The organism is Acinetobacter sp. CIP 101934 (genome assembly GCF_000369585.1).
Taxonomy (GTDB): domain Bacteria; phylum Pseudomonadota; class Gammaproteobacteria; order Pseudomonadales; family Moraxellaceae; genus Acinetobacter; species Acinetobacter schindleri.
Genome location: NZ_KB850094.1, coordinates 2,428,738 through 2,452,908 on the forward strand (window position 1 = coordinate 2,428,738; position 24,171 = coordinate 2,452,908).

20 protein-coding genes and 2 tRNA genes are annotated in these 24,171 nt (G+C 43.2%); 8 read left to right on the forward strand and 14 right to left on the reverse strand.

The genetic code is table 11. The annotated features are described in order from the left end of the window. Positions 1–59: 59 nt before the first annotated feature. Positions 60–1,082 (reverse strand): CobW family GTP-binding protein, encoded by a 1,023-nt coding sequence (locus F899_RS11930; protein ID WP_005222977.1) that lies wholly within the window; start codon positions 1,080–1,082, stop codon positions 60–62. Positions 1,083–1,480: 398 nt separating this feature from the next. Here F899_RS11930 and F899_RS11935 point away from each other — a divergent pair, with 398 nt between their 5' ends. Both F899_RS11935 and F899_RS11940 read left to right on the forward strand, forming a co-directional pair. Beyond that, on the forward strand, positions 1,481–1,717 hold the full coding sequence (locus tag F899_RS11935) for a hypothetical protein (RefSeq protein WP_004814820.1): 237 nt from the start codon (positions 1,481–1,483) through the stop codon (positions 1,715–1,717). 366 nt (positions 1,718–2,083) lie between these two features. Beyond that, positions 2,084–3,688, forward strand: coding sequence for a bifunctional 3-(3-hydroxy-phenyl)propionate/3-hydroxycinnamic acid hydroxylase (locus tag F899_RS11940; protein ID WP_005222979.1), 1,605 nt, complete (start codon positions 2,084–2,086; stop codon positions 3,686–3,688). Between the two features lie 75 nt (positions 3,689–3,763). On the opposite strand, the gene F899_RS11945 is transcribed toward F899_RS11940, so the two are convergent. The 7 genes from F899_RS11945 to F899_RS11970 form a co-directional block, all read right to left on the reverse strand. Further along, positions 3,764–4,381: a glutathione S-transferase family protein gene (locus tag F899_RS11945; RefSeq protein WP_005222981.1), complete on the reverse strand. Its 618-nt coding sequence runs from the start codon at positions 4,379–4,381 to the stop codon at positions 3,764–3,766. A gap of 129 nt (positions 4,382–4,510) precedes the next feature. Further along, positions 4,511–5,404: a LysR substrate-binding domain-containing protein gene (locus F899_RS11950; protein WP_005222983.1), complete on the reverse strand. Its 894-nt coding sequence runs from the start codon at positions 5,402–5,404 to the stop codon at positions 4,511–4,513. A 13-nt stretch (positions 5,405–5,417) separates the two neighbouring features. Next, positions 5,418–6,605, reverse strand: a complete 1,188-nt coding sequence (locus F899_RS11955; RefSeq protein ID WP_005222985.1) for an MFS transporter — start codon at positions 6,603–6,605, stop codon at positions 5,418–5,420. Between the two features lie 31 nt (positions 6,606–6,636). Further along, positions 6,637–7,200 (reverse strand): TetR/AcrR family transcriptional regulator, encoded by a 564-nt coding sequence (locus tag F899_RS11960; RefSeq protein WP_171063863.1) that lies wholly within the window; start codon positions 7,198–7,200, stop codon positions 6,637–6,639. Positions 7,201–7,332: 132 nt separating this feature from the next. Then, the gene (locus F899_RS11965) at positions 7,333–7,854 is read right to left on the reverse strand and encodes an acyl-CoA thioesterase (protein ID WP_004814807.1); all 522 of its coding nucleotides are present in this window, start codon (positions 7,852–7,854) and stop codon (positions 7,333–7,335) included. A gap of 296 nt (positions 7,855–8,150) precedes the next feature. Beyond that, a complete protein-coding gene (locus F899_RS15675) occupies positions 8,151–8,327 on the reverse strand; it encodes a hypothetical protein (protein WP_004814805.1) in 177 nt (58 codons plus the stop codon). 344 nt (positions 8,328–8,671) lie between these two features. Beyond that, positions 8,672–9,670 carry a patatin-like phospholipase family protein gene (locus tag F899_RS11970; protein WP_005222992.1) on the reverse strand — a complete coding sequence of 333 codons (999 nt, stop codon included), beginning with the start codon at positions 9,668–9,670 and terminating at the stop codon, positions 8,672–8,674. A 122-nt stretch (positions 9,671–9,792) separates the two neighbouring features. Here F899_RS11970 and chrA point away from each other — a divergent pair, with 122 nt between their 5' ends. Beyond that, positions 9,793–11,001 carry a chromate efflux transporter gene (chrA, locus tag F899_RS11975; RefSeq protein ID WP_005222995.1) on the forward strand — a complete coding sequence of 403 codons (1,209 nt, stop codon included), beginning with the start codon at positions 9,793–9,795 and terminating at the stop codon, positions 10,999–11,001. 51 nt (positions 11,002–11,052) lie between these two features. Here chrA and F899_RS11980 read toward each other — a convergent pair whose 3' ends face one another. Together F899_RS11980 and gltS are read right to left on the reverse strand one after the other, a co-directional pair. Beyond that, the gene (locus F899_RS11980) at positions 11,053–12,528 is read right to left on the reverse strand and encodes an alanine/glycine:cation symporter family protein (RefSeq protein ID WP_005222998.1); all 1,476 of its coding nucleotides are present in this window, start codon (positions 12,526–12,528) and stop codon (positions 11,053–11,055) included. Between the two features lie 55 nt (positions 12,529–12,583). Continuing rightward, complete coding sequence (gene gltS / locus F899_RS11985) at positions 12,584–13,822, reverse strand: sodium/glutamate symporter (RefSeq protein ID WP_005223001.1); 1,239 nt, start codon at positions 13,820–13,822, stop codon at positions 12,584–12,586. Between the two features lie 890 nt (positions 13,823–14,712). Between gltS and F899_RS11990 the strand changes: the two genes are divergently transcribed. Next, a complete protein-coding gene (locus F899_RS11990) occupies positions 14,713–15,420 on the forward strand; it encodes a nitroreductase (RefSeq protein ID WP_005223003.1) in 708 nt (235 codons plus the stop codon). Between the two features lie 48 nt (positions 15,421–15,468). On the opposite strand, the gene F899_RS11995 is transcribed toward F899_RS11990, so the two are convergent. Then, positions 15,469–16,677, reverse strand: coding sequence for a multidrug effflux MFS transporter (locus F899_RS11995; protein WP_005223005.1), 1,209 nt, complete (start codon positions 16,675–16,677; stop codon positions 15,469–15,471). A gap of 150 nt (positions 16,678–16,827) precedes the next feature. Between F899_RS11995 and yccS the strand changes: the two genes are divergently transcribed. The 4 genes from yccS to F899_RS12015 all read left to right on the forward strand — a co-directional run bounded on the left by yccS (position 16,828) and on the right by F899_RS12015 (position 23,356). Continuing rightward, positions 16,828–19,002 carry a YccS family putative transporter gene (gene yccS, locus F899_RS12000; RefSeq protein WP_005223007.1) on the forward strand — a complete coding sequence of 725 codons (2,175 nt, stop codon included), beginning with the start codon at positions 16,828–16,830 and terminating at the stop codon, positions 19,000–19,002. Positions 19,003–19,087: 85 nt separating this feature from the next. Beyond that, the gene (locus F899_RS12005) at positions 19,088–19,648 is read left to right on the forward strand and encodes a YcxB family protein (protein WP_004814787.1); all 561 of its coding nucleotides are present in this window, start codon (positions 19,088–19,090) and stop codon (positions 19,646–19,648) included. Between the two features lie 166 nt (positions 19,649–19,814). Further along, entirely contained in the window at positions 19,815–22,475 is a 2,661-nt protein-coding gene (locus F899_RS12010) for a PepSY domain-containing protein (protein WP_005223010.1), read from the forward strand. A gap of 98 nt (positions 22,476–22,573) precedes the next feature. Further along, entirely contained in the window at positions 22,574–23,356 is a 783-nt protein-coding gene (locus F899_RS12015) for a YdcF family protein (RefSeq protein WP_005223011.1), read from the forward strand. 25 nt (positions 23,357–23,381) lie between these two features. Here the strand turns inward: F899_RS12015 and F899_RS12020 are convergent, their stop codons facing one another. The 3 genes from F899_RS12020 to F899_RS12030 form a co-directional block, all read right to left on the reverse strand. Further along, entirely contained in the window at positions 23,382–23,843 is a 462-nt protein-coding gene (locus tag F899_RS12020) for a DUF2750 domain-containing protein (protein ID WP_034434278.1), read from the reverse strand. Between the two features lie 73 nt (positions 23,844–23,916). Next, positions 23,917–23,992, reverse strand: a tRNA-Val gene (locus tag F899_RS12025). Between the two features lie 102 nt (positions 23,993–24,094). Next, positions 24,095–24,171: transfer RNA gene (locus F899_RS12030), tRNA-Asp, on the reverse strand.

Consider the following 24,171-nt stretch of genomic DNA (forward strand, 5'->3'; position numbering starts at 1 on the left):
CCTAGCATATAAGATTTATATCGATTTTGCTGAACAGATTTATCGCCATTCCAGAAAATTTAGCCAGCAGAATGTCCTGCTTCCGCATCAATCCGGCATTGCATCAGCGCAGTTTCAAAATTCAGCCAGTCACGTTCAGTCTGGTAAATAATCTCGACCCGGTTATCAATACCCTCTTCTGCTGACTGATAGTTAAACTGCTCCGGATTAAAGTTAAAGCTTTTCCAGCCCTGATTGGTATTAAAAATCCCTTTGATACGTAGCCAGTCCTGCTGTTCACAGAGCAAATCAAGCAGATCATAAAAATCAAACTGCCAGCGTTTTGGCAACTTCCAACCAGCCACTGCATAACCTTGTGCGGATTCCACATAATGATAAGGTAGCTGCTGGATTTTCACTGCAACCGCATCTGCGCCAAGGGAACGCTGCTGTTTTAACAAGGGCTGAATCTGACGAACAGAACCGATATAGTCCTGCTTGAGCTGTTCAATATCAATCTGGCCATTTGCACTAAATAACCAGACCTGGTTATAAGCCTGGTACTCTTGCTGTAGCTGTTTCAAACTTTCCTGATCTTCTGCAGTCATTAAATCGGTATGCGACACAATGACAATATGGGCAGCCTTGAGCTGATCGGCATACAGGTTCTGGGTCGTCCAGACCTGATCATGCAAACGCGAACCATCGACGACAGTCATTAATGCCTGCATCTTCAGATGAGTCTGCCAGTGCGGTTCTGTGAGCTGTTCCAATAACTGCGCTGGATGCCCCAACCCGGTTGGTTCAATAAACAGGCGATCTGGCTTGGATTCGGATAATAATCGCGACAATGCTACCTGCATTGGCAACTGACTGCTACAGCATAAACAGCCACCCAATAGCTCTTTGACGGCGTAGCCTTCATCTTGTGGTAATAAGGCTTGATCCACGCCAATCTGACCAAACTCATTCATCAATACTGCCCAGACTTCATTTTCCGGCTTTTGACTGAGCAAATGTTTCAGCAATGTGGTTTTTCCTGCCCCTAAAAAACCGGAAATAATGTGCACGGGCACTGCAGATGAAGGAGAAAGGAGTTTCAAGGCGAGCTCACATAGCGATGAAAATGAGGAAATTGATACATTATAACAATGCCATTTGGCTTGCAGGGAGTTAATTTACTAACGTAACTATTAAGTTCCTCAAAACTTCAATTCTGTCAGTTTTTACCAATTTTCAGCGTAGACAACCACCGACATAAGCTTAAAATTTAACCATTTATGAAATGTTTTAAAACATTTTAATTGATTTTTTGGGGTTAAATTTAACAAAAATAAAACATAACCCTGAGTTTTGTATACCGGACGTACACATTATTCTATAGCTTCTGTTAAATCAATTGCGGTACGAATTTTCAGCCCCTAGCATAAGCCCCTGTTGTGTTGATGTGATGGTCAACGCAATAAATGACTTGTGAATAAAACCTATAAGGATGCCAAACATGAACTATGCTCAAATTCTACTTGCAACCACACTCAGCGCAGCAGCGGCAACTAGCTTCGCAGCAACTAAAACCACAGATAGCAAAACAACAACTGAAGAAGAAAAAGTTGTCGTGAGTACTCAGGAGCTTCCTGAAACTCAAGCTGCAACTGCTCCGGCGACTGCAGAACAACCAGCTTCAGAAGCAGCTGCTGAACCTGCAACTAAAACACCAAAAGCATCCTCTGCTCAATAAGGCAATTTTGCTTTTACCGATAATGAGTAGCCGTTCATTCGGGTACTCATAGCTCCTGTTGGGTAACTCTCCAGTGGATTTATGGTCCATACTCTACAGGAACTTTAAATGGCTGATTGCAGACCTTTGCATTCAGCCATTTTTCTAAGCTCTTTTTGCTTTCCATCATAATAAATGATGATTATTAAATCACTCTAGACTATGAGATATATTTATAAATTATATTGTTTATCAATAACATAAATATTAAATTTGTTTTTTCACCATGCATTATAACTATGTAGCACCGACTATGGCATAGCTTGTTTAGACTTTGGATTTAGCCCTTAATCAACTTCATTCTGGACGGATTTAAGGAACCTTGCGATGAGCAATGCAAATTACACAACTGAAGTAGCCATTTTGGGTGCAGGTCCGGTAGGTCTGACGATTGCCAACTACCTGAGTAAACAGGGCGTACAGGTCACTGTAGTTGAACAGCTGGACAGCCTGATTGATTACCCTCGTGCAATTGGCATTGATGATGAATCATTGCGTACGATTCAATCATTAGGTCTGGTGGATCAGGTCCTTCCACATACCACACCCAACCATGCGATGCGTTTCCTGACTCCGAAAGGTCGCTGTTTTGCGGATATTCAACCATTGACGCGTGAGTTTGGCTTCTCTCGCCGTAACGCATTTATTCAGCCACAGGTAGACAATGTTCTACTGCAAGGTCTAAAAAAGTATAAGAAAACTGAAGTACTGTTCTCTCGTCACTTGACTCATTTCAGCCAAGATGCTGACGGCGTAACACTAAATGTTCAGAGCAAAGATGGTGGTTCGGAAGTTGTACGCGCGCAATACCTGATCGCATGTGATGGCGGCAACTCTTATGTGCGTCGTACTTTAAATATTCCATTTGAGGGGGAAACTGCACCAAACCAGTGGATTGTGATCGATATTGACAATGACCCATTGGCAACCCCGCATATTTACCTGTGCTGTGACCCGGTGCGTCCTTATGTATCTGCTGCCCTGCCTCATGGTATCCGTCGTTTTGAATTCATGGTCATGCCAGGTGAAACGCAGGAAGAATTGAGCAAGCCAGAAAATATTGCCAAACTATTGTCTAAAGTCCTGCCAAATACTGATGGTATTGAAGTGATCCGTCAGCGTGTTTACACCCATAATGCGCGTATTGCGGACAAATTCCGTGCCGGCCGTATTCTGCTTGCCGGTGATGCTGCGCACATCATGCCTGTATGGCAAGGTCAAGGCTATAACAGCGGTATGCGTGATGCCTTTAACCTAGCCTGGAAAGTGGCTCTAGTGGTACAAGGCAAAGCAGGCCCAGACTTGCTGGACTCTTACCAGGTAGAACGTAAGGACCATGCCAAAGCGATGATCGATCTTTCAGTCATGGCAGGCCATGTGCTTGCGCCACCGAAAAAATGGCAAGGTTTTGTGCGTGACGGTATTGCCTATGCATTGAACTATATTAAGCCAATCAAACAGTACTTGCTGGAAATGCGCTTTAAACCAATGCCGAAATATCATGATGGTGCGTTACTGGCGAATGCTCAGAAAGATTCTCCAGTTGGCAAAATGTTCATTCAGCCACAGGTCAAACTGGAATCTGGTGAAACTGTATTACTGGATGAAGTCATTGGCAATGACTTTGCCATCATTGCCTGGGGGGTAGATCCGAAATGGGGCTTAAGCAAGGAATCAATGCAGCAATGGAAAAAACTTGGCGTGAAGTTCATTCAGGTCATTCCTGCGGTTCAGCTGTCTAATCAACAGCGTAAGCAATATGAAGATGTTATTACCATTGGTGATATCGGCACTGATATCCGTACATGGTTTGGCAAGACCCAAGATTCTATCGTCATCCTGCGTCCAGACCGCTTCGTAGCAGCTCTTGCCATTCCTCAATCTATGGAAAGCACAAGCAAGGCGCTGTTCAACAAGCTTCATGTTAAATAATAATTGACCTGACTTAAAAAACCACGCTACGGCGTGGTTTTTTTTATGTATGGATGACAATAAATAAGGTTTCAGCTAAGTACGGTATCGCTGAAACCATGGAATATCTTTGAGTGAATCACGGTACGCCATCTGCTGTAAAAAAGGCTTGAACTCCTCAAAAGGCGGTAATATTTCGGAGGAAATAGCAAAGATTAAACAATAAGCCACATATAAATCTGCAGCCGAACATTCTTCACCAAGTAAATACGGATTCGCTTTCTGTATTCCCTGCTTAAGGAAATTAAACACAGAATCTTCGTGACCAAAGCTCAGGCTTCTACGATTCTTTTCGATCTCTGTCTGAAGTACCTTGAGGTTTTTGATATCAATATATTCAGTCAAAGGACCATGGCAGAAGAACATCCATTTCAGATAAGCCCCGCGTTTAGGGTCATCTAGTGCAGGTGCCAGACCTTTCTCCCGATATTTATCTGCCAGATAGACATAAATTGCTGCCATTTCTGAAATGACAATATCGTTATCCACTAGACATGGAACCTTGCCCATGGGATTAATCTGCTCATAAGCTGGCTGGTGCATCTCAGTATAAGCAATTTCAATCTGCTCAAGCTGATTTTCAATTTCCAGCTCTTTCAGCAAGGGCAACAAAGTCAGGCCGCGAGACTGCGGATTATTATATAAGGTCATCATAATCGTGGACCTATGGTTTATTTTATTCCCTGACTATAGCGTTATTTTAGAGCGTAATGAGTGAGGATATGCTACCAATCATTTCATCCTCATCTGTGTCGGTTTCCCTAGCCGATCCCTCTCCCTAAATTAAAATAAATCCAGGCAGAATTTTTCTTTTAACACTTTCAGGATCAGGTTAATCACTTCATGTTTTTGATCCTTGCGATAAGTCGCATACAAACCAATCATCGGGAGCGGCTCGATGGTCTTTTTCACCACAATATTTTCACCTAATAACGGAATGACATAAGCCGGTACTAAACTCCAGCCTACTCCCATACCGACCAGATTCACATTCAGCAAAATATTGGTGGAATGCTGTACCACATTGACCTTAATACCGGAATTCTTCAGAAATTCATGGATGATATTAAAGAGCTGAGGTGAAGCCTGTTCATCACTGATCACGAAGTTACGTCCTGCAAAATTCTTGATACTTAAGGCAGGTATATCTCTTACATCGGAGTCGCGCGGTACGATCAAGGTTAATGGCTCATCAAAAATCTTGATCGATTCAAATTCTGCTGAAGGATCTGGATAGCGGGTAAAAGCGATATCAATTGTCCCCTGGCGAAGCCATGAGAACTGTTCAGCATCGGTCAAGCTATGGAACTGGGCTTTTAAATCCGGAAAATGCGCACGGATATTCGGCATGATGTAAGGGAAAATTTTCATTTCTGCCACAGGTACAAAACCAATATCCAGATGCTCTTTTTCCACTTCTGCGACTTGGCGAGCCAATTGGATCGCCCGTTCAGCATGTTCCAGACTCTGCAAAGCTTCTTTGAGAAATACCTCTCCTGCTTCGATCAGCTCAACTTTACGGTTAGAACGTTCTAATAGCTTGACCCCAACTTCCTGTTCCAGATCTTTGATCTGCTGGCTAAGAGAAGGCTGCACTGTATTTAGCTTTTCCGCAGCACGAGTAAAGTTGAGTTCGCGTGCAACCATACAAAAATAACGTAAATGTCTAAGTTCCATGTTCTTATTCCTGTTATATCGCTACTTTTGTTCGTTTTTTGGATATGGTGTATCGATAGACCAGCAGAGTCAATATCACGATCATCGCACATAACATATATGTGGTTTGATACCCCCAATGCGCTATAAAAATACCCATCATTACAGACCCGACTGCCAAACCAAGATCGAACAAGGTAAAGAAGGTTGAGATGGCATGTCCCATACGCTGTTTCTCCACAGCCTGAATCGCCAGAGTTTGCAGGCATGGGAAAAGTGAACCATAGCCAATCCCAATGAAAACAGCGGAGAGCCACAACATCCATTGATTATTGACTAAAGTGACCAGCACCAGACCTAAGGCAAAAAAGATCAATGATGGGTAGATCACGGCGTCTGGACCTTTACTGTCATAAAACTTACCGACCCAAGGACGTACCAGCAACATGGACAACGCGAAGACAATAAAGAACAGGCTGACATAGGCTAGCAGCTGCTTGGTTTCTGCAAAGACCGTAATAAAGCTGGTAATACTGGAATAAGCAAATGCAGTAAGTAGTGCTACAAAGCTCACAGCCAGGACTTTAGTTTCAATAATATCCTGCAAGCTTAATCGCGATTTTTCTGCGGTTTTTAGTTTCGCTTGAGGCAGCTCTCGAATATTCAAGATTAAACTAAAAATCAATCCCAAACTGATCAGGACGGCGAGAATGCCAAACAGCATCTGAAAGCTGGTGAACTGAATCGTAGTTAAAGCAATCAGCGGACCAAATACTACGCCCAGATTGGTCGACATGACGAAATAGCCCATACCTTCCCCTTTACGCTGATCCGGAATAAAGTCATTGGCTACCGGTACGGTCACCGTAGTCAAAATACTGAACCAGATACCATGCAGAAAACGCACGATCAGTAATGAACTCATGCTATCAATCAGCAGATAACTAAAGGCAAACAGCGCAAATAGGAGTCCTGCCCCACGCATCGCCAGTTTCTTACCCAATTTCTCAATAATCAAACCTGAAAAAGGACGAATGGCAATAGAAGACACCAAAAATAAGGTCAGCGCCAAGCCCGCTTCTTTCACCGTTCCACCCAGATCCGTGGTGATGTAGATTGGCAAAATCGCGATCAGGGCAAAATAATAGGTAAACAGAAATAAATTATTCAGTACGCACAAAATAAATGAGCGATTCCATAAGGGAGCTGTCGTGCTAGACATAAAAACCAACTATATACAGAAAATTCTAAAATCAGGCCTGAGGTCTTGCAGGCTGTAGGTTCAGTGCAACCAGCGCGCGAATATAATTCTCATCCGGCATTTTGTTAAAAAAGATAATCTGGTAGTGAATCGGCCCGTACAAACAGTCCAGCATCAATTCAAAATTATAGTCCGCATAGATTTCTCCACGCTCAATCGCTTGCTGGATCAAGCCGCGCATTTGTTCTCGACGCGGTAGCAGATACTGGGTAAAAAATTCCCCTGCAAGTTCACGATGATTAGCCATCACCACCAGTAATGCCCGTCCTACCGGATGATCCAGTGCTTGAGATAACCGTATTAATTGCTGTACCAGGTTATCTTCCAAGGACTTGGAAAAATCCAGATCAAAAATAGACGCGGTATGTGCTCTGAAGGTATCCAGAACCAGTTCAGACTTATGTTTCCACCAGCGATAAATGGTGGACTTACCCACCCCCGCCCGTGCAGCGACATCTTCAATGGTGAGCTGATGATATTCATATTCAGTCAATGCTTCCGCCACCGCCTGCAAAATACATTTCTGACGACGTGAGCCTTTTTCTTCTAGTGTCATATAATCCATCAAAAAACGAAACGATACGTATCGTTTCATATTGGATGATTTATAGGGTTATGACCAGTCCGTATGAAAAGCACAGGCCAAAAAAAGACCTCTAATTTGAGGTCTTTTTTCACTTTATAGAAATTAGCTGTGGGCTGTTTTCTTATAAATACTGCAAGAAGGATGATGATTTTCTTGCAGTCGAGCAATCTTACGCTGTTCAGCTGCTTCAAAACGACAACGTTTCCAGTCATTATCCAGATTCAGTGGCGGAATATGTTGCGGTTTACCATTTTCATCGACTGCCACCATAGTAAAGTAGCAGCTGTTGGTATGACGCACAGTACGTTTTTGGATATTCTGCGCCTCTACACGGATCCCGATTTCCATCGAAGTACGGCCCACATGGTTCACACTCGCCAGGAAAGTCACCAGTTCACCCACGTGAATAGGTTCTTTAAAATTCACTTTATCCACGGACAGCGTAACCACATAACTGCCTGAATAGCGGCTCGCACAGGCATAAGCAACCTGATCCAGCAATTTCAGAATGGTACCACCGTGGACATTTCCTGAAAAATTCGCCATGTCTGGCGTCATAAGAACAGTCATTGTTAATTCTGACTGATCGTCTGAAGCTGGTGCAATTTGATCTAATGGGGCCATCGCTTTCTTTGAACTCTTTGAATGACAATGATATAAGCACATTATTATATCGTTTTTACTACTAATTAAATGTTCTATTCGGCAAAAAATCCATCATTATTATTTATATGAAAAATGATTTCATACAGAAATAAATATAATAGAAGCCGCTTGAATGATATTCCATCGAACCTGTATTCCAGAAAATCATTATTCATTTATTATTTTCATGATGAATAATCTGTATATAGATTGAATTAAGAATTTATCCAGACTGTTTTCATAACCTCTCATAGATAAATTCTTCTACTCATCCTTTAGTCAGCACTGAGTCTTAACATTTCCTGAGCGACATTTTGATAACTCAATACTTGCTGACCGTCGAGCTGTGTTTCTACGGTATAAGTGCCATCCTGATGTGTAGCAGTTACTTTAAAGATGTATTGCTCAAACTGAGCCAGTTTGACCTGCTGCCCGACTTCAAGATTATTCATATGTCATCCTAGATTTGATCTTATCTGTTTTCATCAATTGCATTCTGACATGACTGATTGAATTTTCAAACAATTGATAAACTTAAGTATATAAATAACCATATAAAATTCTAAAAATATATACTTTAATAATATATTAATTCTAGTAATTTATTTAAATTTCAGCAGCTTATATTTTTAAGGCTGATTGTTTTTTATTAATATATACTTAATAACACTTAGCTCATATTTTCTATAGATTGATATTTTCTTATAAGTAATTCTTATTATTTTTTTGAATATATGAATTAAAAAACCCTCATTTATTACAAATAAGGGTTTTAATTGAATAGCTACTTTAGAGATTATTTTTCACGGGCCAGTAACTGTGGAATCTGATGTCCCTTTGCATAATCATATTTCTGATATACCTGTTCAATTTCAAGCAATTTCCCCCGTGCCGCTTCAATACCCGCTTCCATAGTCATGGTTCTGCCACGCACATCAAAAATATGTCCTTTCTCACGCAAGTCTGGCTGGATCACTACATCCGCATGTTTTAATTCTTCAAAGGCAAGTCGCTTCTGCATGATGTTGATGTTCTGATTAAACAAGCCCCAGACATTGGTCGTTTCGGTATGAATCGGCTGCGCCAGAATATCTATGGCAATGACAATATCTGCACCCAGTTCACGAGCAACATCTACAGGTACCGGACTAACCAGACCGCCATCCACATATTCCTTTTCTTCAATCATGGTGGGAATAAACATACTTGGAATCGCGACCGATGCACGTACCGCCTGACCGGTATTACCATAATTAAATACGACTTTCTTGCCTTCTTTCAGGTCTGTCGCCACCACAAACATGGGGATCTTCAGGTCCTGTAAAGGAACATTGTCTACCTGCAAGTTGACATAATCTTCGACTTTTTTGCCATCAAAGAAGCCTTTTAGATCGATTCTGAAATCACGAACATCATTGGCTTTCATGCTCAGCGCAATATTGCGCAGCTCAATCGCAGGTTTGCCACTGGCATAAATAGAACCCACAATACTGCCAGCACTGGTTCCCACAATCATGTCCGGCTGAATGCCTGCCTGCTCCAGTACCTCAATCGCGCCAATATGCGCATAACCACGAGCACCACCACTGCCTAAAACCAGCGCAACCACAGGACGCTGCTCGGTCGTTTTAATCTTCAGAAAATCGATTTGATTCGGACGTGCTTGTGCTGTGCTGTACTGCATTTGCTTGGATTGAATACCTGCATTCACTGCCATCACTCGCTGATCAGGCATGCTCTGACAGCCGTTTAAAAACAGTCCCAGCATGATGAAGCTCAACCCATAGTTCCGCATACAGCACTTATCCTCATTTTAATAGCTGCATAGTGTATAAACACCATGTTAAATTAACTGTTGAATTTCGTAAATTTGTCATACAGTTTGAATAACTTGTAGCTATTTAAACCTGTATTATCATGCAGTCACCTACCCTTTATCAGATTTTTCTGACTTTCTTCAAGCTTGGATGTACCGCATTTGGCGGACCTGCTGCACATCTGGTATTTTTTCACCATAAGATGGTCGGTCAATTGAACTGGTTGAATGATACCCAATATCAACAACTGGTGGCATTGGCCCAACTCCTGCCAGGACCCAGTAGCAGTCAGGTCGGCATCGGCATCGGCTATATGCAACGAGGTTATAGCGGTGCCTTAATGGCCTGGCTAGGTTTTACTTTGCCATCTGCACTGTTAATGACTTTGGTTGCCCTGCTCGGACAACGCTACTTTCACATTTTAAACTCGCATAGCTTTCATGTGATCCAGCTTATTGTGTTTGCAGTGGTCAGCTGGGCATTCTGGCAAATGTTGCGTAGCTTCTGTAAATCCTGGTGGCAATATAGCCTGATGATCGCTGCCACAATCCTTCTGGCCGTCATCCCACTCAGCTTTAACCAGATCCTGGTGATTCTACTGGCTGGCTTGATCAGTATTGCGATGAGCAAGTTTCAAAGTCAAGCACTGTTACAATCGACACCAGTGAAAAATGCCACTCTAGACACCCCCTATATTCAGAAAAAGCATGCAATTTACTGGTTTATCGCCTTTTTGCTGCCCTTCATAAGTATCCCCCTTCTGGTTCAGTACCTGCACTGGTCTGAACTCGGTTTCTTTGCCGATTTCTATCGAACAGGTTCTCTGGTCTTTGGTGGTGGACATGTCATTTTGCCCCTGCTTCATCAGGACTTTGTCAGCACCCAGCTGGTCAGTGCACAGGCTTTTGACCTAGGCTATGCTTTTGCCCAGTTGATGCCTGGTCCGCTGTTCAGTTTTGCTAGTTATCTTGGTGCTTTATTGGACTGGACGGATCAGCTCTGGCTCAATGCCCTACTGGCGACTATTGCTATCTTCTTGCCCTCATTCTTACTGATTTTTGCAAGCTTACCTTACTGGTCCTGGCTGATGCAGCAAGCTGTGATCCGTCATGCAGTGGCAGGGATTAATGCAGCAGTGGTCGGACTGTTACTTTATCTGGTCCTGCAACTTGGACAAAGTTACCTGAAGCGCTGGGAAGATGTGGTATTTGTAATCGTGATAATTTACCTGCTACGGTCAAAACTTCCACTCTGGTTCAGCCTGATTACAGGCTTCGCAGTCTATTATAGCTATCTCAGTTTTTTATAAACTGGAGCCATAAAAAAGCCCCGAATGATTCGGGGCTTTTTCAATAGGGTTTTACCAGATATCGGATTTGACTTTGTCTTTAAACTTAGGATGTTGATCCAGTTTAAACACTGGCTCTTTCACCCCACGCTTTAACTGACCAGTATAGTCTTTCAGAAGCATCAGGATAAATGGCATCAATAACAGAATCGCAATCAGGTTAATACTTGCCATCACGCCCATGAACAGATCTGCCATGTTCCAGATCAGTGGTACGCTGGCAATCGAACCGAAATACACCATGAACAGTACCAGAATACGGAAGATCATCATCACACCTGGATTGTTATTGATGAACTGCACATTCCCTTCTGCATAGGCATAGTTCCCGATAATGGAAGAGTATGCAAACAGGAATAGAATCAATGCCAGGAAGTCATCCCCCCAGGCACCGATCTGGCTTTCTAGTGCCATCTGGGTCAGGGTTACGCCTTCAAATCCGGCATTTTCATACAGTCCAGACACCAGAATAATGATCGCGGTACATGAACACACCACAAAGGTATCTACAAATACACCCAGCATTTGTACTAGGCCCTGATTCACCGGATGTTTTACATCCGACGCAGCAGCAGCATTCGGCGCAGAACCCATCCCTGCTTCATTAGAAAACAGGCCACGCTTGATACCCATCATCATCGCCATAGAAACCATGGCACCGAAGAAACCACCTGCAGCAGCTTCAAACTCAAACGCTTTAGTGAAGATCAGCTGGAAGATAGATGGCAGCATATCGTAATTGATCACAGCAATATAAAGCGCCACAATCAGATAGAGAAGCGCCATAAATGGCACAAAGCTTTCAGCAACTTTTGCAATCCGCTTGATGCCACCGAAAATGATCACCGCAGTGATCAAGACCAGAAATAGACCTAACCATGAAACTTCAAGGTCAAAACCACCCAATGGCAAGTTCAGATTCGCCTGATCCCAGCCCCAGGCATGTGAAGTTGCACCAATAATCGCATTGGCCTGCACCGCATTAAAGACAAAGCCGTACGTCAAAATCAGCGCGATAGCAAAGAGGATACCCAACCATTTCTGTTTCAAACCTTGCGTAATGTAATACGCTGGTCCACCACGGAACTGCTTGTTCTGGGTATCACGAATCTTGAACAGCTGTGCCAATGAAGATTCAACAAATGCCGAACTCATCCCCAGAAAAGCGGTAAACCACATCCAGAACACGGCACCTGGACCACCAATGGCAATGGCAATCGCAACACCAGCAACATTACCCACACCTACACGGCTAGCCAAACCCGTTACAAAGGCCTGGAATGGCGTAATCCCATGCTCATCCTTGGTTTCATTCCGGCTGCGTTTCATGACTTTCATACTGTGCCAGAACAGACGAATCTGTACGGCCCCAGTCATGATGGTATACAGAATACCCACTGCCACTAGGAAGACGACCAGAAAATCCCAAAGTGGACCATTTAGGGCATTGACCCAACCCAGCAGGGTTTCATTGAGCTGTTCATTCATATTCAATCCTTTCTATCCGTCTTAGATTTATTGTTATGACTCTGCATATCTATCCTTATACAAAGAATTTCAGAATTACCTGAATCACAGTGGCATTGATCAAGTCTACGAAGAACGCACCACAGAGCGGTACAATCAGGAAGGCCTTATGTGATGCACCGTACATATTGGTAATGGCCTGCATGTTTGCAACTGCCGTCGGTGTTGCCCCCATACCGAAACCACAGTGACCTGCTGCCAGGACAGCCGCATCATAGTTTTTGCCCATGACACGAAAGGTTATGAATGCTGCGTACAGTGCCATGGTAATAGTCTGTGCACCGAGGATCACCATCAGTGGGCCCGCAAGGTCGGCTAATTGCCATAATTTCAGAGATAACAATGCCATCGCCAGGTAAAGTGATAATGAAGCATTACCAAATACATCAATCGCGCGATCAAAGACCTTAACCTTAAACACACCTTCAAGCACGTTACGCAGGATTACACCACCAGCCAGCGCCCAAACGAAGGTTGGCAGTTCAAATGCAGTACCTTTACTGAAACCGGTCATAAATTCTGCAAATGCCAGACAGCCTGCAAACAGACCCAGTGTAGTAATTGCATTATCTGCGGTAATCAGGCGTACGCGGTGTGGATATTCAAATGGAATGTATTCAGTTGAATTCACATCTAGCGGAGTATTATCACGTTTTTCAACCTGAGCCGCAGTACGAGGCGTGGCTAATTCATGGCGGTTAATCAGCATTTTCGCCAAAGGGCCACCGATGATACCGCCAATGATCAGACCGAAAGTCGCACTGGCCATACCAATCACCAGGGCACCCTGGATACCATGTTGCGTTTCCAGAATCTCGCCCCATGCACCTGCCGTACCGTGACCGCCAGTGAGTGTAATTGAACCTGCAATCAGACCAATCAGTGGATCAATACCCAACAGGCTAGCCAATGTCATACCGACAGTGTTCTGTACTATGATAAACACTGAAACTGCGATCAGGAAGATCACCAGACCAATACCACCTTCACGCAGCTTGGCAAAGTTTGCACTCAAACCAATCGATGCGAAGAAGATCAGCATAAAACTGGTCTGCAATTCTGCACTTGTGGTAATACTGTAACCCCACAAGCTATGGATGATCAGGGAGATAATCGCTGCAACCAGACCACCTGCAACAGGTTCTGGAATGTTATAGCGCTTTAAAAAATCGATTTTATTGACCAGGAAACGACCGAGCAATAAGACAATCACTGCAGCAATCAAGGTATAAAATGCGTTAAAAGTAAAATCCATAATTATTTGCCCAAGATGATTCTGAATTTTTGTTGTTCTAAAAGTAATCTTTTGACCTAAGTTTAGTGGATGATGTCCACCTCCCTACCCTATATCAGTCAACACGGACAGTAATCTCTTTTAGAAAAACAAAACAATTCAGCACCTGATTCAAATTCGTTAATGCAATCTGGCAGATTGCATATAACCCTAAGACCATCTTAAAAATACAATGTGCGAAATCTTGAGGCTGTTAAACAGTCGGTTCTGCATCGAAAGATGAGATAAAAGCTTCATCATCCTGCAGGATCTCGAAGCACAATATTTTTAAATTCATTCCAAACCCACAGATACGCTACAGAAATACCGCGATAACCACAGTTTTTTATATTTACGATCCGTTCAGAATGTTTAGAATGAACCTTCAGATGAAAAGTCGGACATTATGCGGTGTCTTAATGCACTGTATTATTGTTTTTTATTAACAATATTTTGACTTTTCATAAAAATAATTCATAAATAGATAATTTTTTGATCTATCTTTCCTTATTTTAAAGTTTTAACAATTCATTATAAATACCGCATATTTAATGGAGATTCATTGAAGCTTCGATCTATTTTATTAGGATTATTGTAGTCTATATTGCTTATACAGCATTTTTATGAAAGTTTTATTTATCTTAATCACAGGATATTTAAGAAAAAATTAATTTATAGATAGCTAATATCGAATTTAGCCAAGAATAAAAGGTGCAGCGGCATGTTTTAGAGTAATGAAGTATTGATCAATTCTTAAAAACCAATATTTTTAGCTTAGCCTTTGTTCATAGATGAACTTACTTCATCGCATCAGTTAATATCATTTGTTTAGTTTATAGTCAGAACTTACCATCAAGGAAATAACAATTCATATGGATCAAACAATCGTCAATGCTGTGGATCAAACCATCACTTCCCGTCATTCAGTTCGTGCTTTTCTGAATACGCCTGTAGATCAAAATACCTTGAAAGATATTTTAACGGTTGCCAGTCGCGCACCTTCCGGTACCAATACCCAGCCCTGGAAAGTCTATGTACTTACAGGTAAAAAACGCGATGAACTGGTCGAGAAAGTATGTCAGGCACAAATGGAGATTTATCAGAATCCAAAACTGGCTGAGCAATACAAAGAAACTTTCTCTTATTATCCTGAACAATGGCTTTCACCTTTTATTGACCGTCGCCGTGAAAATGGCTGGGGACTGTATGGCTTGCTGAATATTCAGAAAGGCGAAAAAGAGAAAATGGCACGCCAGCAGTTGCGTAATTTCCAGCTGTTTGATGCTCCAGTAGGTTTATTTTTTACTGTACACAAATCATTAGGCATTGGCTCGAAAATGGATATTTCCATGATGATCCAGAATGTGATGCTGGCAGCTAAAGCACGTGGATTAGATACTTGCCCACAGGCAGCTTGGAACTATTTTCATCCTATTGTGCTAGACGTGGTGGGTGCTCCTGAAGATGAAGAATTGGTTTGCGGTATGGCTCTCGGCTATGCAGATCCAGAGGATATTGTAAATACTTTCATTACGCCACGTGTGCCAGTTGAGGACTTCGCTGTCTTTTTAAATGACTAATTGTCTGAACTTGTAAGCTTATCTTGAGCAGTTATGCCGTCCCTATGTTTAATCCCCTTTAGGCGACGGCAGCTGCAGACGGTAAATGGTCACTGCCGCAATCCCAACAAAGATCGCCATTACCAGCGCCATATTAAATAAAGCATTCCACCACATAAAGTTCAGCAGAATCCCGCCAAGCAGACCACAGGCAAACTGCATGCTGCCCATAATGGCACTGGCAGTTCCAGCACGTGCCCCCTGCTCAGACATCGCAATCGCCATGGCATTTGGTCCGGTAAAACCAATAGATGCCACCACCATAAACATGGCAACAATGACCAGAATTAAAGATTCAGTCTCAATTATTCCCAGCACCAACAAAGCAATTACGCCACTAAGTTGTAAGGTCGTTCCAATTCTTAAACGACTTAAAATCCCAAACCGATGTGCCAGCTTTTTATTCAAGGTGGAAAACAGCATAATCCCGACCGCATTACCACCAAAGACATAAGCAAACTGCTGCTCACTTAAATGAAAATGATCCATCAGAATCGCTGAAGATGAGGTGATATAACAGAACAAGACTGCACTGGAAAAACAACCAGCAAACATTGGCTTTCTGAAACTTTCATCCTGAAAAATTGCCTGATATAGGCTCATGACCTGGGTAAAATTCAGTTGTAAACGGCGTTCTGGCTCTAGGGTTTCTTTAAAGAAAAAATGTACGCATGCCAGAATCACCAGACCAAACAGCATCAGCAATACAAAAATCATATTCCATTCAAATACCAGCAATACCCAGGCACCCATACTCGGCGCTAGAATTGGAGCAATCGTACTGACAATCATCATGCTGGCAAAAGCCTGAGCTGCTGAATGCATATCTAGGCGATCACGGATCGCAGCGCGGGCAATTACCACACCGACACATCCGCCTAAGGCTTGCAGCACCCGTGCGGCAATTAGACTCCATTCATTTTGAGCAAATACACAGAGCAGACTTGCCACTGCATATAAGGCTAAACCAAAGTACAATGGCGGTTTACGTCCGATACGGTCACTGACCGGACCATAGACCAGCTGCCCGATCGCTAGCCCCAGAAAATAGGCGGGCAAACTGTTTGCCACCTGCTGGGTAGTGACACCAAAATCATCAGCCATTTGTGGCAATGCCGACAGATACATATCAATAGAAAGCGGGCCAAGTGCAGTGAGGGATGCCAGTAATATGATCCAGGACATGGCATAGTTTTTATTGGTCGTTGTTGTCGACATAATAATATTTAGAATTTAAATGAGCGCTGTGCAGACAAGTTTACACAGGGCATAGTATGATTTGTGAAGCAAATTTACTTATTTTTATTGCTAAATTTTCACACATTTATTAAGTCTTTATCTAAAGACAGTGGTATAGAAGGACGAATCTTGAAATCCTGGCTCACTCGTTTCAAGCAAACCACCGGCAATACGACCTTTATGTATAATCTGCGGATGATCATTGCCTTTGCAGGAACTGCCTTTGTGCCTTATCTGATGGGTCAGCAGTTAATGACCATTCCACTGACCTTGGGTGTGGTGGCAGCAGGTTTAAGCGATATTGACGACCGCTTCTCGGTCCGGATTCTGAATCTCCTCTATACTTATATTGGCTTCTTTATTACAGCCTCTGCCGTTTATCTGTTATTTCCGTACCCGATCCTGTTCGCCTTGGCACTCATCGTGTCCTGTATTGGCTTAATTCTGCTCGGCTCGCTGGGACGGCGTTATGCTACGATTTCCTATGGCTGTCTGGTGATCTCGGTCTATTCCATGCTCGGGGTAGAACTGTTTGATAACTGGTACACCCAGGCAGGCCTGCTGGTTATCGGTGCCATGTGGTATGGCCTGTTATCTACAATTAGTTTCCTGCTGTTCCCTGCCCGTCTGGCACAAGACAATTTGGCCAAGTGCTATTCGTCGCTCGGTAACTTTCTTTATGCCAAATCGAATCTATTTGATGTTGATATGACATCGAGTAGTTATCAGCAAAGCATGATTGAACTTTCACTTGAAAATGGCAAATTAATTGCGATTTTTAATGATATGAAAGCTGCTTTACTGACCCGACTCAAGGGAGATCGAGGACAGAAAGACACCCGTCGCAGCCTGCAATATTATTTTATTGCCCAAGACATTCATGAGCGGGCGGACTCAGCGCATATTGATTATCAAAAACTAGCAAAGATTTTTGAGCATAGCGATATTCTGTTCCGCTTTCAGCGCATTTTGTCGATTCAGGGCAAAGCCTGTAAGGACCTGAGCGAAAGTATCCTTCAGCGCAAAACATACCAGCATAATTCGCGGTTTAAACATGCCTTTAAGAACCTGCGCTATTCGCTGGATAAGTTACGTCAGGAACAGCAATATGATGAAGTCTGGATCAATGCACTGTTTTCTCTGTATCAGAACTTAAAATCGATTGATGCCCAGTTACGTAACCTGGAAACCGAACGCAATATTAAGTTCGAGCGTGCCAAACATATTGAAAACCAGCTCAAAGATGACGACTTAAAAGGCTGGGAAGATATCCGGATCCGGATCAAACAGCATCTGACCCCGGAATCCGTACTGTTTCGTCATGCGGTGCGTTTGTCGATTGTACTGCTGATTTCTTATATCTTTGTACAGCTGACCAATATCGAATATGGATACTGGATTCTGCTGACTGCCCTGTTCGTGAGTCAGCCTAACTTTAACGCCACCAAGCGCCGCCTACGTCTGCGGATAATCGGCACACTAATTGGGATTAGCCTGGGCTTTGCCGTTCTGTATTTTGTCCCCTCAATCGAAGGTCAATTACTGCTTCTGATCCTGAGTGGCGTGCTGTTCTTTGAATTACGCAGCAAGCAGTATGCGCAAGCTACAGCCTTCATCACCATTCTGGCTTTGATTAACTTTAACCTGGATGGTGTGGGCTTTTCCGCAGCATTGCCACGGATGATTGATACCCTCATTGGCTGTGCGATTGCCTGGTTCGGGGTGAGCTTTATCTTCCCTGACTGGAAATTCCGCCGTCTGCCGCGTTCAATCAAACGTTCTTTAAATGCTGAGGTCGATTATCTTAGCGAAGTGATTGAACAGTATAAAACTGGGCGTAACAATGGTCTGCGTTACCGGATCGTACGTCGCGCTGCACATAATACCGATGCTGAAGTTGCTTCCCTGATTTCGACCTTGGCGACTGAGCCCGATTTTGATCCTTTGCAAAAGAGCCAGGCTTTCGAATTTCTTTGTCTGAATCATACCCTGATCAGCTATATTGCTGCGCTGGGTGCACATCGTGAGAAAATCGAGGATCAGGAAATTTTAAGCCTGCTAGATCAGGCGCTTGAAGACATTCGTGGGGCATTGCTGGCCGATGAAGTGCCCGGTCTCAATGCACAGAATATGATCCACAATATTCGTCAACGCCTGTCACACCAGCAGGATGAAGACCAGAAATCCCTAATCATTTTGCAGCAACTGTCCTTAATGTTCAGTATCTTGAATCAACTCAGCCAGTTAAAGCAAAGTTTAAGCCATGAACGTGATGAGCAGGCAACCGAATTAGCCTCATTATAATTTGACTGATTTTGGAACAATATACTCACTGAATTGGTACAAATAATGCTAAACTTTTTGCAGTTTTAAATTTGTAAATTTCACTATGACCGCGAAAAATTTATACGCCTATACCCTACAGCCTGTGAACTATGAAGTGACAGAACAGGAACAACGTCATGCTCAGCTAATGATCTGGCGCAGTACCAATAAAATTGGCATGAAAGCCTGGCTGATCATGGGTGCAGTTGTGGCACTTTCTATTCTGGGCATTATCATGCTCAAGAACTATTCTACGATTTTTTGCTGGGTGGCACTGGTGTGTGTGGTGCTGTACTACCTGATCCGTACTTTTGGTCTGGAATGGTATGTAAAGCGCAAGATGAACGAATTTCCAGTTCAGGAAATTAAAGGTATTCGTCTGGGTGTACAACCTCACGGGATCGTGATGCGTCAGAAAATGGGTCTACAAGAAGGTGTAGGTGCGATTGGCTGGAAAGACATCTATGAATGGTACAATACACCTGAATTCATGCTGGTTAATTTCAAAGTTAAAGGTCAGCAAGGTGCTTATATCCTGCCAAAACGCCTGGATAGCAAAAATTTCTCATTCGAAACCATTCGCAAGCATTTACGTGAAGAAGTAGGCGAACCGAAAGAAATCTGATACGAACTTTCATTAAAAAACCTCCTACCTGGGTACGGAGGTTTTTTTGTATTCATAACTGTAAACGATAATGAGAATAAATATTATCCGCAAAATCCATCATTCTATTGCGATATTCCTTTATAATCAGACCATTTTCTAATATTCGTATTTTCATCCAACGACCATGTTTAAAAAAACCTTTTTCCAGATCCACTGGTTTCTTGGAATTACTGCCGGTCTGGTCCTGTCAATTATGGGCGTTACCGGGGCGATATATTCCTATGAACAACAGATCCTGAAATGGATCAATACGGACAGTTATACCGTACAGGCACAATCAGGGCCGAAACTCAGCCCGGCTGAGCTGTATCAGCATTTTAAGCAGCAAAATCCTGAAATGCAGATCAACAGCGTGAGCCTGGATGCCAGTCCAACAGGATCCAGTACGGTTAATATTGCCAAAGAAGGTGCTCGTCGTGGCTACAACATGATGGTCAACCCATATACGGCTGAAGTACTGCCTGAAATCAAAGGCCGCGAGTTCTTCCAGTTCATACAGCAGCTACACCGTTATTTAACCATGGGTCCTGTTGGCAAGCAGATCACAGGTGCCTGTGCCCTGATGCTAATTTTCTTTGTCTTGTCGGGTCTTTACCTACGCTGGCCAAAACGCCATTCAGTGAAGCAGTGGCTAGCTGTGAAGCCGCAACTGAAAGGTCGTAACTTTATCTGGGATCTGCACGCGGTTGTTGGAACCTGGGTCGTGATTTTTTACCTGATCCTGGCGTGTACCGGACTGTACTGGTCTTATGACTGGTGGCGCAATGGTATGTTCAAGGTGCTGGGTGTAGAACGTCCACAACCTGAAATGCAGCAAGGTCAAGGCGGCCGTGGTGGTGAAGAACAAGGTCGTAGTGCTGGCGAATCACGTGGTGAAGGTCAACGTGGTTCTCGTGGTGAAGGTGCAGGCGAACGCGGTCCACAAAGCGAAGGTCAGCGCGAAAATCGCGGTGAAGGTCGTGAGAAAGGTGTTGATGATACCGTTTTACTTACTGCATTGAACAAGAGCTGGGCAGGTTTCCAGAATGAATTCAATGACAAATATTCAACAGTTACTTTTAATATTCCTAAAAAAGCCGATGGTGAATTAAAACTCAGCTTTACCGATGTTGAAGTTCAGCATGAGCGTGCCCGTAATAATGCTACTTATAACTATCAGGATGCAGCTTTTACATTGGTAGAAATGTATGAAGACAAAAAGCTGAATGAAAAGATCATGAGCAGTATGCTACCGGTGCACCGTGGCAGCTTCTTTGGTCCGATTTATCAGTTCTTTGCCATGGTCGCGTCACTGCTCATGCCACTTTTCTTTGTGACCGGCTGGATGCTGTATCTGAAGCGTCGTAAACAGAAGAAATTAACCCTTGCCGCACGTCAAGGCGCTACAGCCGTCGATATTGATCCAAATGCCAAGCCTTGGCTGATTGCTTATGCCACACAAACCGGTGTTTCTGAACAGCTGGCATGGCGTACCGCAACAGCCTTACAACAAGCGCATCAACCAGCAACGGTAAAATCCGTACAACAGCTGACGCTGGCTGATCTGCAACAGGTTGAACAGGTGCTCTTTATTGCAAGTACTTATGGTACCGGTGAAGCACCAGACCTGGCTTCGTCATTTGAGAAGAAAATTATGTCCGGTCAGGCTGACCTGAGTCATCTTCATTATGCTGTACTGGCGCTGGGTTCTAAAGAATATCCGGATACTTTCTGTAGTTTTGGTCACCGTATTGATCAATGGCTGAAAAATAATGGTGCTCAGCAATTATTTACCACTATTGAAGTCGACAATGCCAGTAACGAGCATATCCAGCAATGGAATGCCGCACTCGCTCAGTCAACTCAGCTAGAACTTCAGGCCATGGACATTGATAAAACCTTTGACCATTGGACCCTTGTAAAACGTGAGGTGTTGAATCCAGGCAGTCTGGGAGCTCCAGCCTTTAACCTGGAATTTAAACCTGAACATGAAGCACAATGGCAAGCGGGTGATATTGCAGAAATCCAGCCAGGGAACAGTGCTGAACGCATTGCGCAATTCCTGGCAGCACACCAAATTCCTGCAGGTACTGTGGTTGCCTCTATGCAGCAACGTATAGAAGACATCCTTTGGAATCGTGATCTGACTCAGCCAATTTTCCCATTTATTTCTTCAGAAGAATTACTGAATCAGTTACCCGTGTTACCAACACGTGAATATTCTATTGCCAGTATTCCAAGCCAACAGATCTTGCGTCTCGTAGTTCGTCAGCAACAGGATGCATCCGGTGAACTTGGTCTAGGTTCAGGCTGGTTAACACAATATGCCGCACTCAATGCACCTATTGCCTTGCGTATTCGCAGCAATGATTCCTTCCATCTGGTGGATGATAACCGCCCAATTATCTGTATTGGTAATGGTACCGGGATCGCTGGCCTGATGAGTTTACTGCATACTCGTAACCGTCAGGACTATAATGAAAACTGGCTGATCTTCGGTGAACGTCAGCGTGCACACGATTTCTTCTATCAGGAAACCCTGGAAGCCTGGTTGACTGTAGGTACACTAAAACGTCTGGATCTGGCATTCTCACGTGATCAGGCTGAAAAAGTTTATGTACATCACAAGCTCCGTGAACAGGCGGATGAGCTGAAAACCTGGATGAACAATGGTGCTGTGATTTATGTCTGCGGTAGCATTGATGGCATGGCCAGTGATGTCGATCAGGCACTGATTGATATTCTAGGTGAATCAACTGTTGATCAATTACGTCAGGACGGTCGTTATCGCCGTGATGTGTATTAATCAGTGAATGATAGAAAAACCGGGCCATGTTGCCCGGTTTTTTCTTGCCTATAAAACTGAAATACCTACAATAAAATATGAAAATTACAGGATTATTCATGTCAGATTTTTATAAATGCCTGATCAGTAGTATTGTAGGGATTTTACTGAGTGCAGACAGTCTCTGGTTACTCTTACAGAACAAGATTCATCTGGGAATCTTGCTACCACTATTGATTGGCGTGTTACTGATTATTTACGCCCTGTTCTTTTCCTATTTCCAGCAATGGCACCAGCACTCCAGGTTTCGTTCCAGTGTATGGAAATGGATGTGGATTGGACTTTTTACCTGGGTTGCCAGTGTTCTGATCTTCTTTGGCTATATTCAAAGCAATATCAATAGTGATAATACCCAATTGCCAACCAAGGCAATCCTGGTTTTAGGTAGTGGTATAGAAAACAACCGACCCTCGCCAACCTTGCAAAAACGTCTCGACACTGCAGCTGACTATGTACAATTGCATCCAGAAGCATTGATCATTATGACGGGTGGCTTGAGTTTTCAGGAGAAATATACTGAAGCTGAAGTGATGCAGACTTACCTTAAACAGTCATATCCTGCTGTTCGTAATCCAGTTGCAATGGAAGATCAAAGTACCAGCACCCAACTCAATCTGATCAACTCCAAAAAGATTTTAAACCGTCATCAGATTACTTTGAATGATCCAATTACCATTGTCACCAGTGACTTTCATAGCATTCGTGCTCGTGCCATAGCCAGACATCAGGGCTATACACAGGTCATCAGTATTAGCGCAGAAACACCACTATATATTCGCTATAACTCGTGGCTACGCGAGTATTTTGCTTTTCTTAGCGGCTGGTTGCTGAATGAATATTAAAAAAGATTTATTTAAAAGATAAAAATCAATGCAATCGGATTTGGCGTGGCAATGGAATATGACCGTTTTTAAAGATCTCCGGCTTCTGTACATAAATCTGATACAGATAATTCTTGATATCCAGCAGCATTTTTTCTGGTGCAACCAGAATATTTTGCCCTTCAGGCGTCAGATCTAGAGATAAAGCGGTATGTTCTTCACGCAGGAAAGGAATCACTTTTTCAATAAAGTCTTTGAAGCTGATTTCCTGAATTTCGTATTTTTCCCAGTTATCTTTGATGAGCAGTTTTGCCAAGCCTTTACTCTGCCAGGTTGCAAAAGCCTTTTGCCCTGTTGGCGTTGCACAGAGTGCCCAGCCATCTTGGTATAAGGCGTAAATGCAGCCTTGTGCCACAATTGTTTCAATGAACTGTTTATAAACTTGTAGAGGATCGTAAGGAGTATTTTGAGTTTTAGCCGCGGCCTTGCGCTGATATGGATTTCTCATAGCCATGAAATTTTATAAATTATTATAGACTTAGGATTCTATGGAAAATTTAGATTTTAAGCAAGAGAGAATATGGTGGGCGCTGACGGGATCGAACCGCCGACATTCTGCTTGTAAGGCAGACGCTCTACCAACTGAGCTAAGCGCCCTGAAGAGTAAAAAATAACATCGTTATTTTTTATGATGCAAGACAAGCGAAGCGCGTAGTCTTAGACTTTGATAACACATTCTTCACATCAGGAAATGAAAAATGGCGCAGCGGACGGGACTCGAACCCGCGACCCCCGGCGTGACAGGCCGGTATTCTAACCAACTGAACTACCGCTGC

Coding starts and splice junctions, on each gene's coding strand:
- F899_RS12010 (WP_005223010.1), top strand. CDS start 19,815: ATGTTTAAAAAAACCTTTTTCCAGATCCACTGGTTTCTTGGAATTACT.
- F899_RS11940 (WP_005222979.1), top strand. CDS start 2,084: ATGAGCAATGCAAATTACACAACTGAAGTAGCCATTTTGGGTGCAGGT.
- F899_RS12005 (WP_004814787.1), top strand. CDS start 19,088: ATGACCGCGAAAAATTTATACGCCTATACCCTACAGCCTGTGAACTAT.
- F899_RS11955 (WP_005222985.1), bottom strand. CDS start 6,605: ATGTCTAGCACGACAGCTCCCTTATGGAATCGCTCATTTATTTTGTGC.
- F899_RS12020 (WP_034434278.1), bottom strand. CDS start 23,843: ATGAGAAATCCATATCAGCGCAAGGCCGCGGCTAAAACTCAAAATACT.
- F899_RS15675 (WP_004814805.1), bottom strand. CDS start 8,327: ATGAATAATCTTGAAGTCGGGCAGCAGGTCAAACTGGCTCAGTTTGAG.
- F899_RS11995 (WP_005223005.1), bottom strand. CDS start 16,677: ATGTCGACAACAACGACCAATAAAAACTATGCCATGTCCTGGATCATA.
- F899_RS11970 (WP_005222992.1), bottom strand. CDS start 9,670: ATGCGGAACTATGGGTTGAGCTTCATCATGCTGGGACTGTTTTTAAAC.
- F899_RS11935 (WP_004814820.1), top strand. CDS start 1,481: ATGAACTATGCTCAAATTCTACTTGCAACCACACTCAGCGCAGCAGCG.
- F899_RS11980 (WP_005222998.1), bottom strand. CDS start 12,528: ATGAATGAACAGCTCAATGAAACCCTGCTGGGTTGGGTCAATGCCCTA.
- F899_RS12015 (WP_005223011.1), top strand. CDS start 22,574: ATGTCAGATTTTTATAAATGCCTGATCAGTAGTATTGTAGGGATTTTA.
- chrA (WP_005222995.1), top strand. CDS start 9,793: ATGCAGTCACCTACCCTTTATCAGATTTTTCTGACTTTCTTCAAGCTT.
- F899_RS11960 (WP_171063863.1), bottom strand. CDS start 7,200: ATGACACTAGAAGAAAAAGGCTCACGTCGTCAGAAATGTATTTTGCAG.
- F899_RS11950 (WP_005222983.1), bottom strand. CDS start 5,404: ATGGAACTTAGACATTTACGTTATTTTTGTATGGTTGCACGCGAACTC.
- F899_RS11945 (WP_005222981.1), bottom strand. CDS start 4,381: ATGATGACCTTATATAATAATCCGCAGTCTCGCGGCCTGACTTTGTTG.
- F899_RS11965 (WP_004814807.1), bottom strand. CDS start 7,854: ATGGCCCCATTAGATCAAATTGCACCAGCTTCAGACGATCAGTCAGAA.
- gltS (WP_005223001.1), bottom strand. CDS start 13,822: ATGGATTTTACTTTTAACGCATTTTATACCTTGATTGCTGCAGTGATT.
- F899_RS11990 (WP_005223003.1), top strand. CDS start 14,713: ATGGATCAAACAATCGTCAATGCTGTGGATCAAACCATCACTTCCCGT.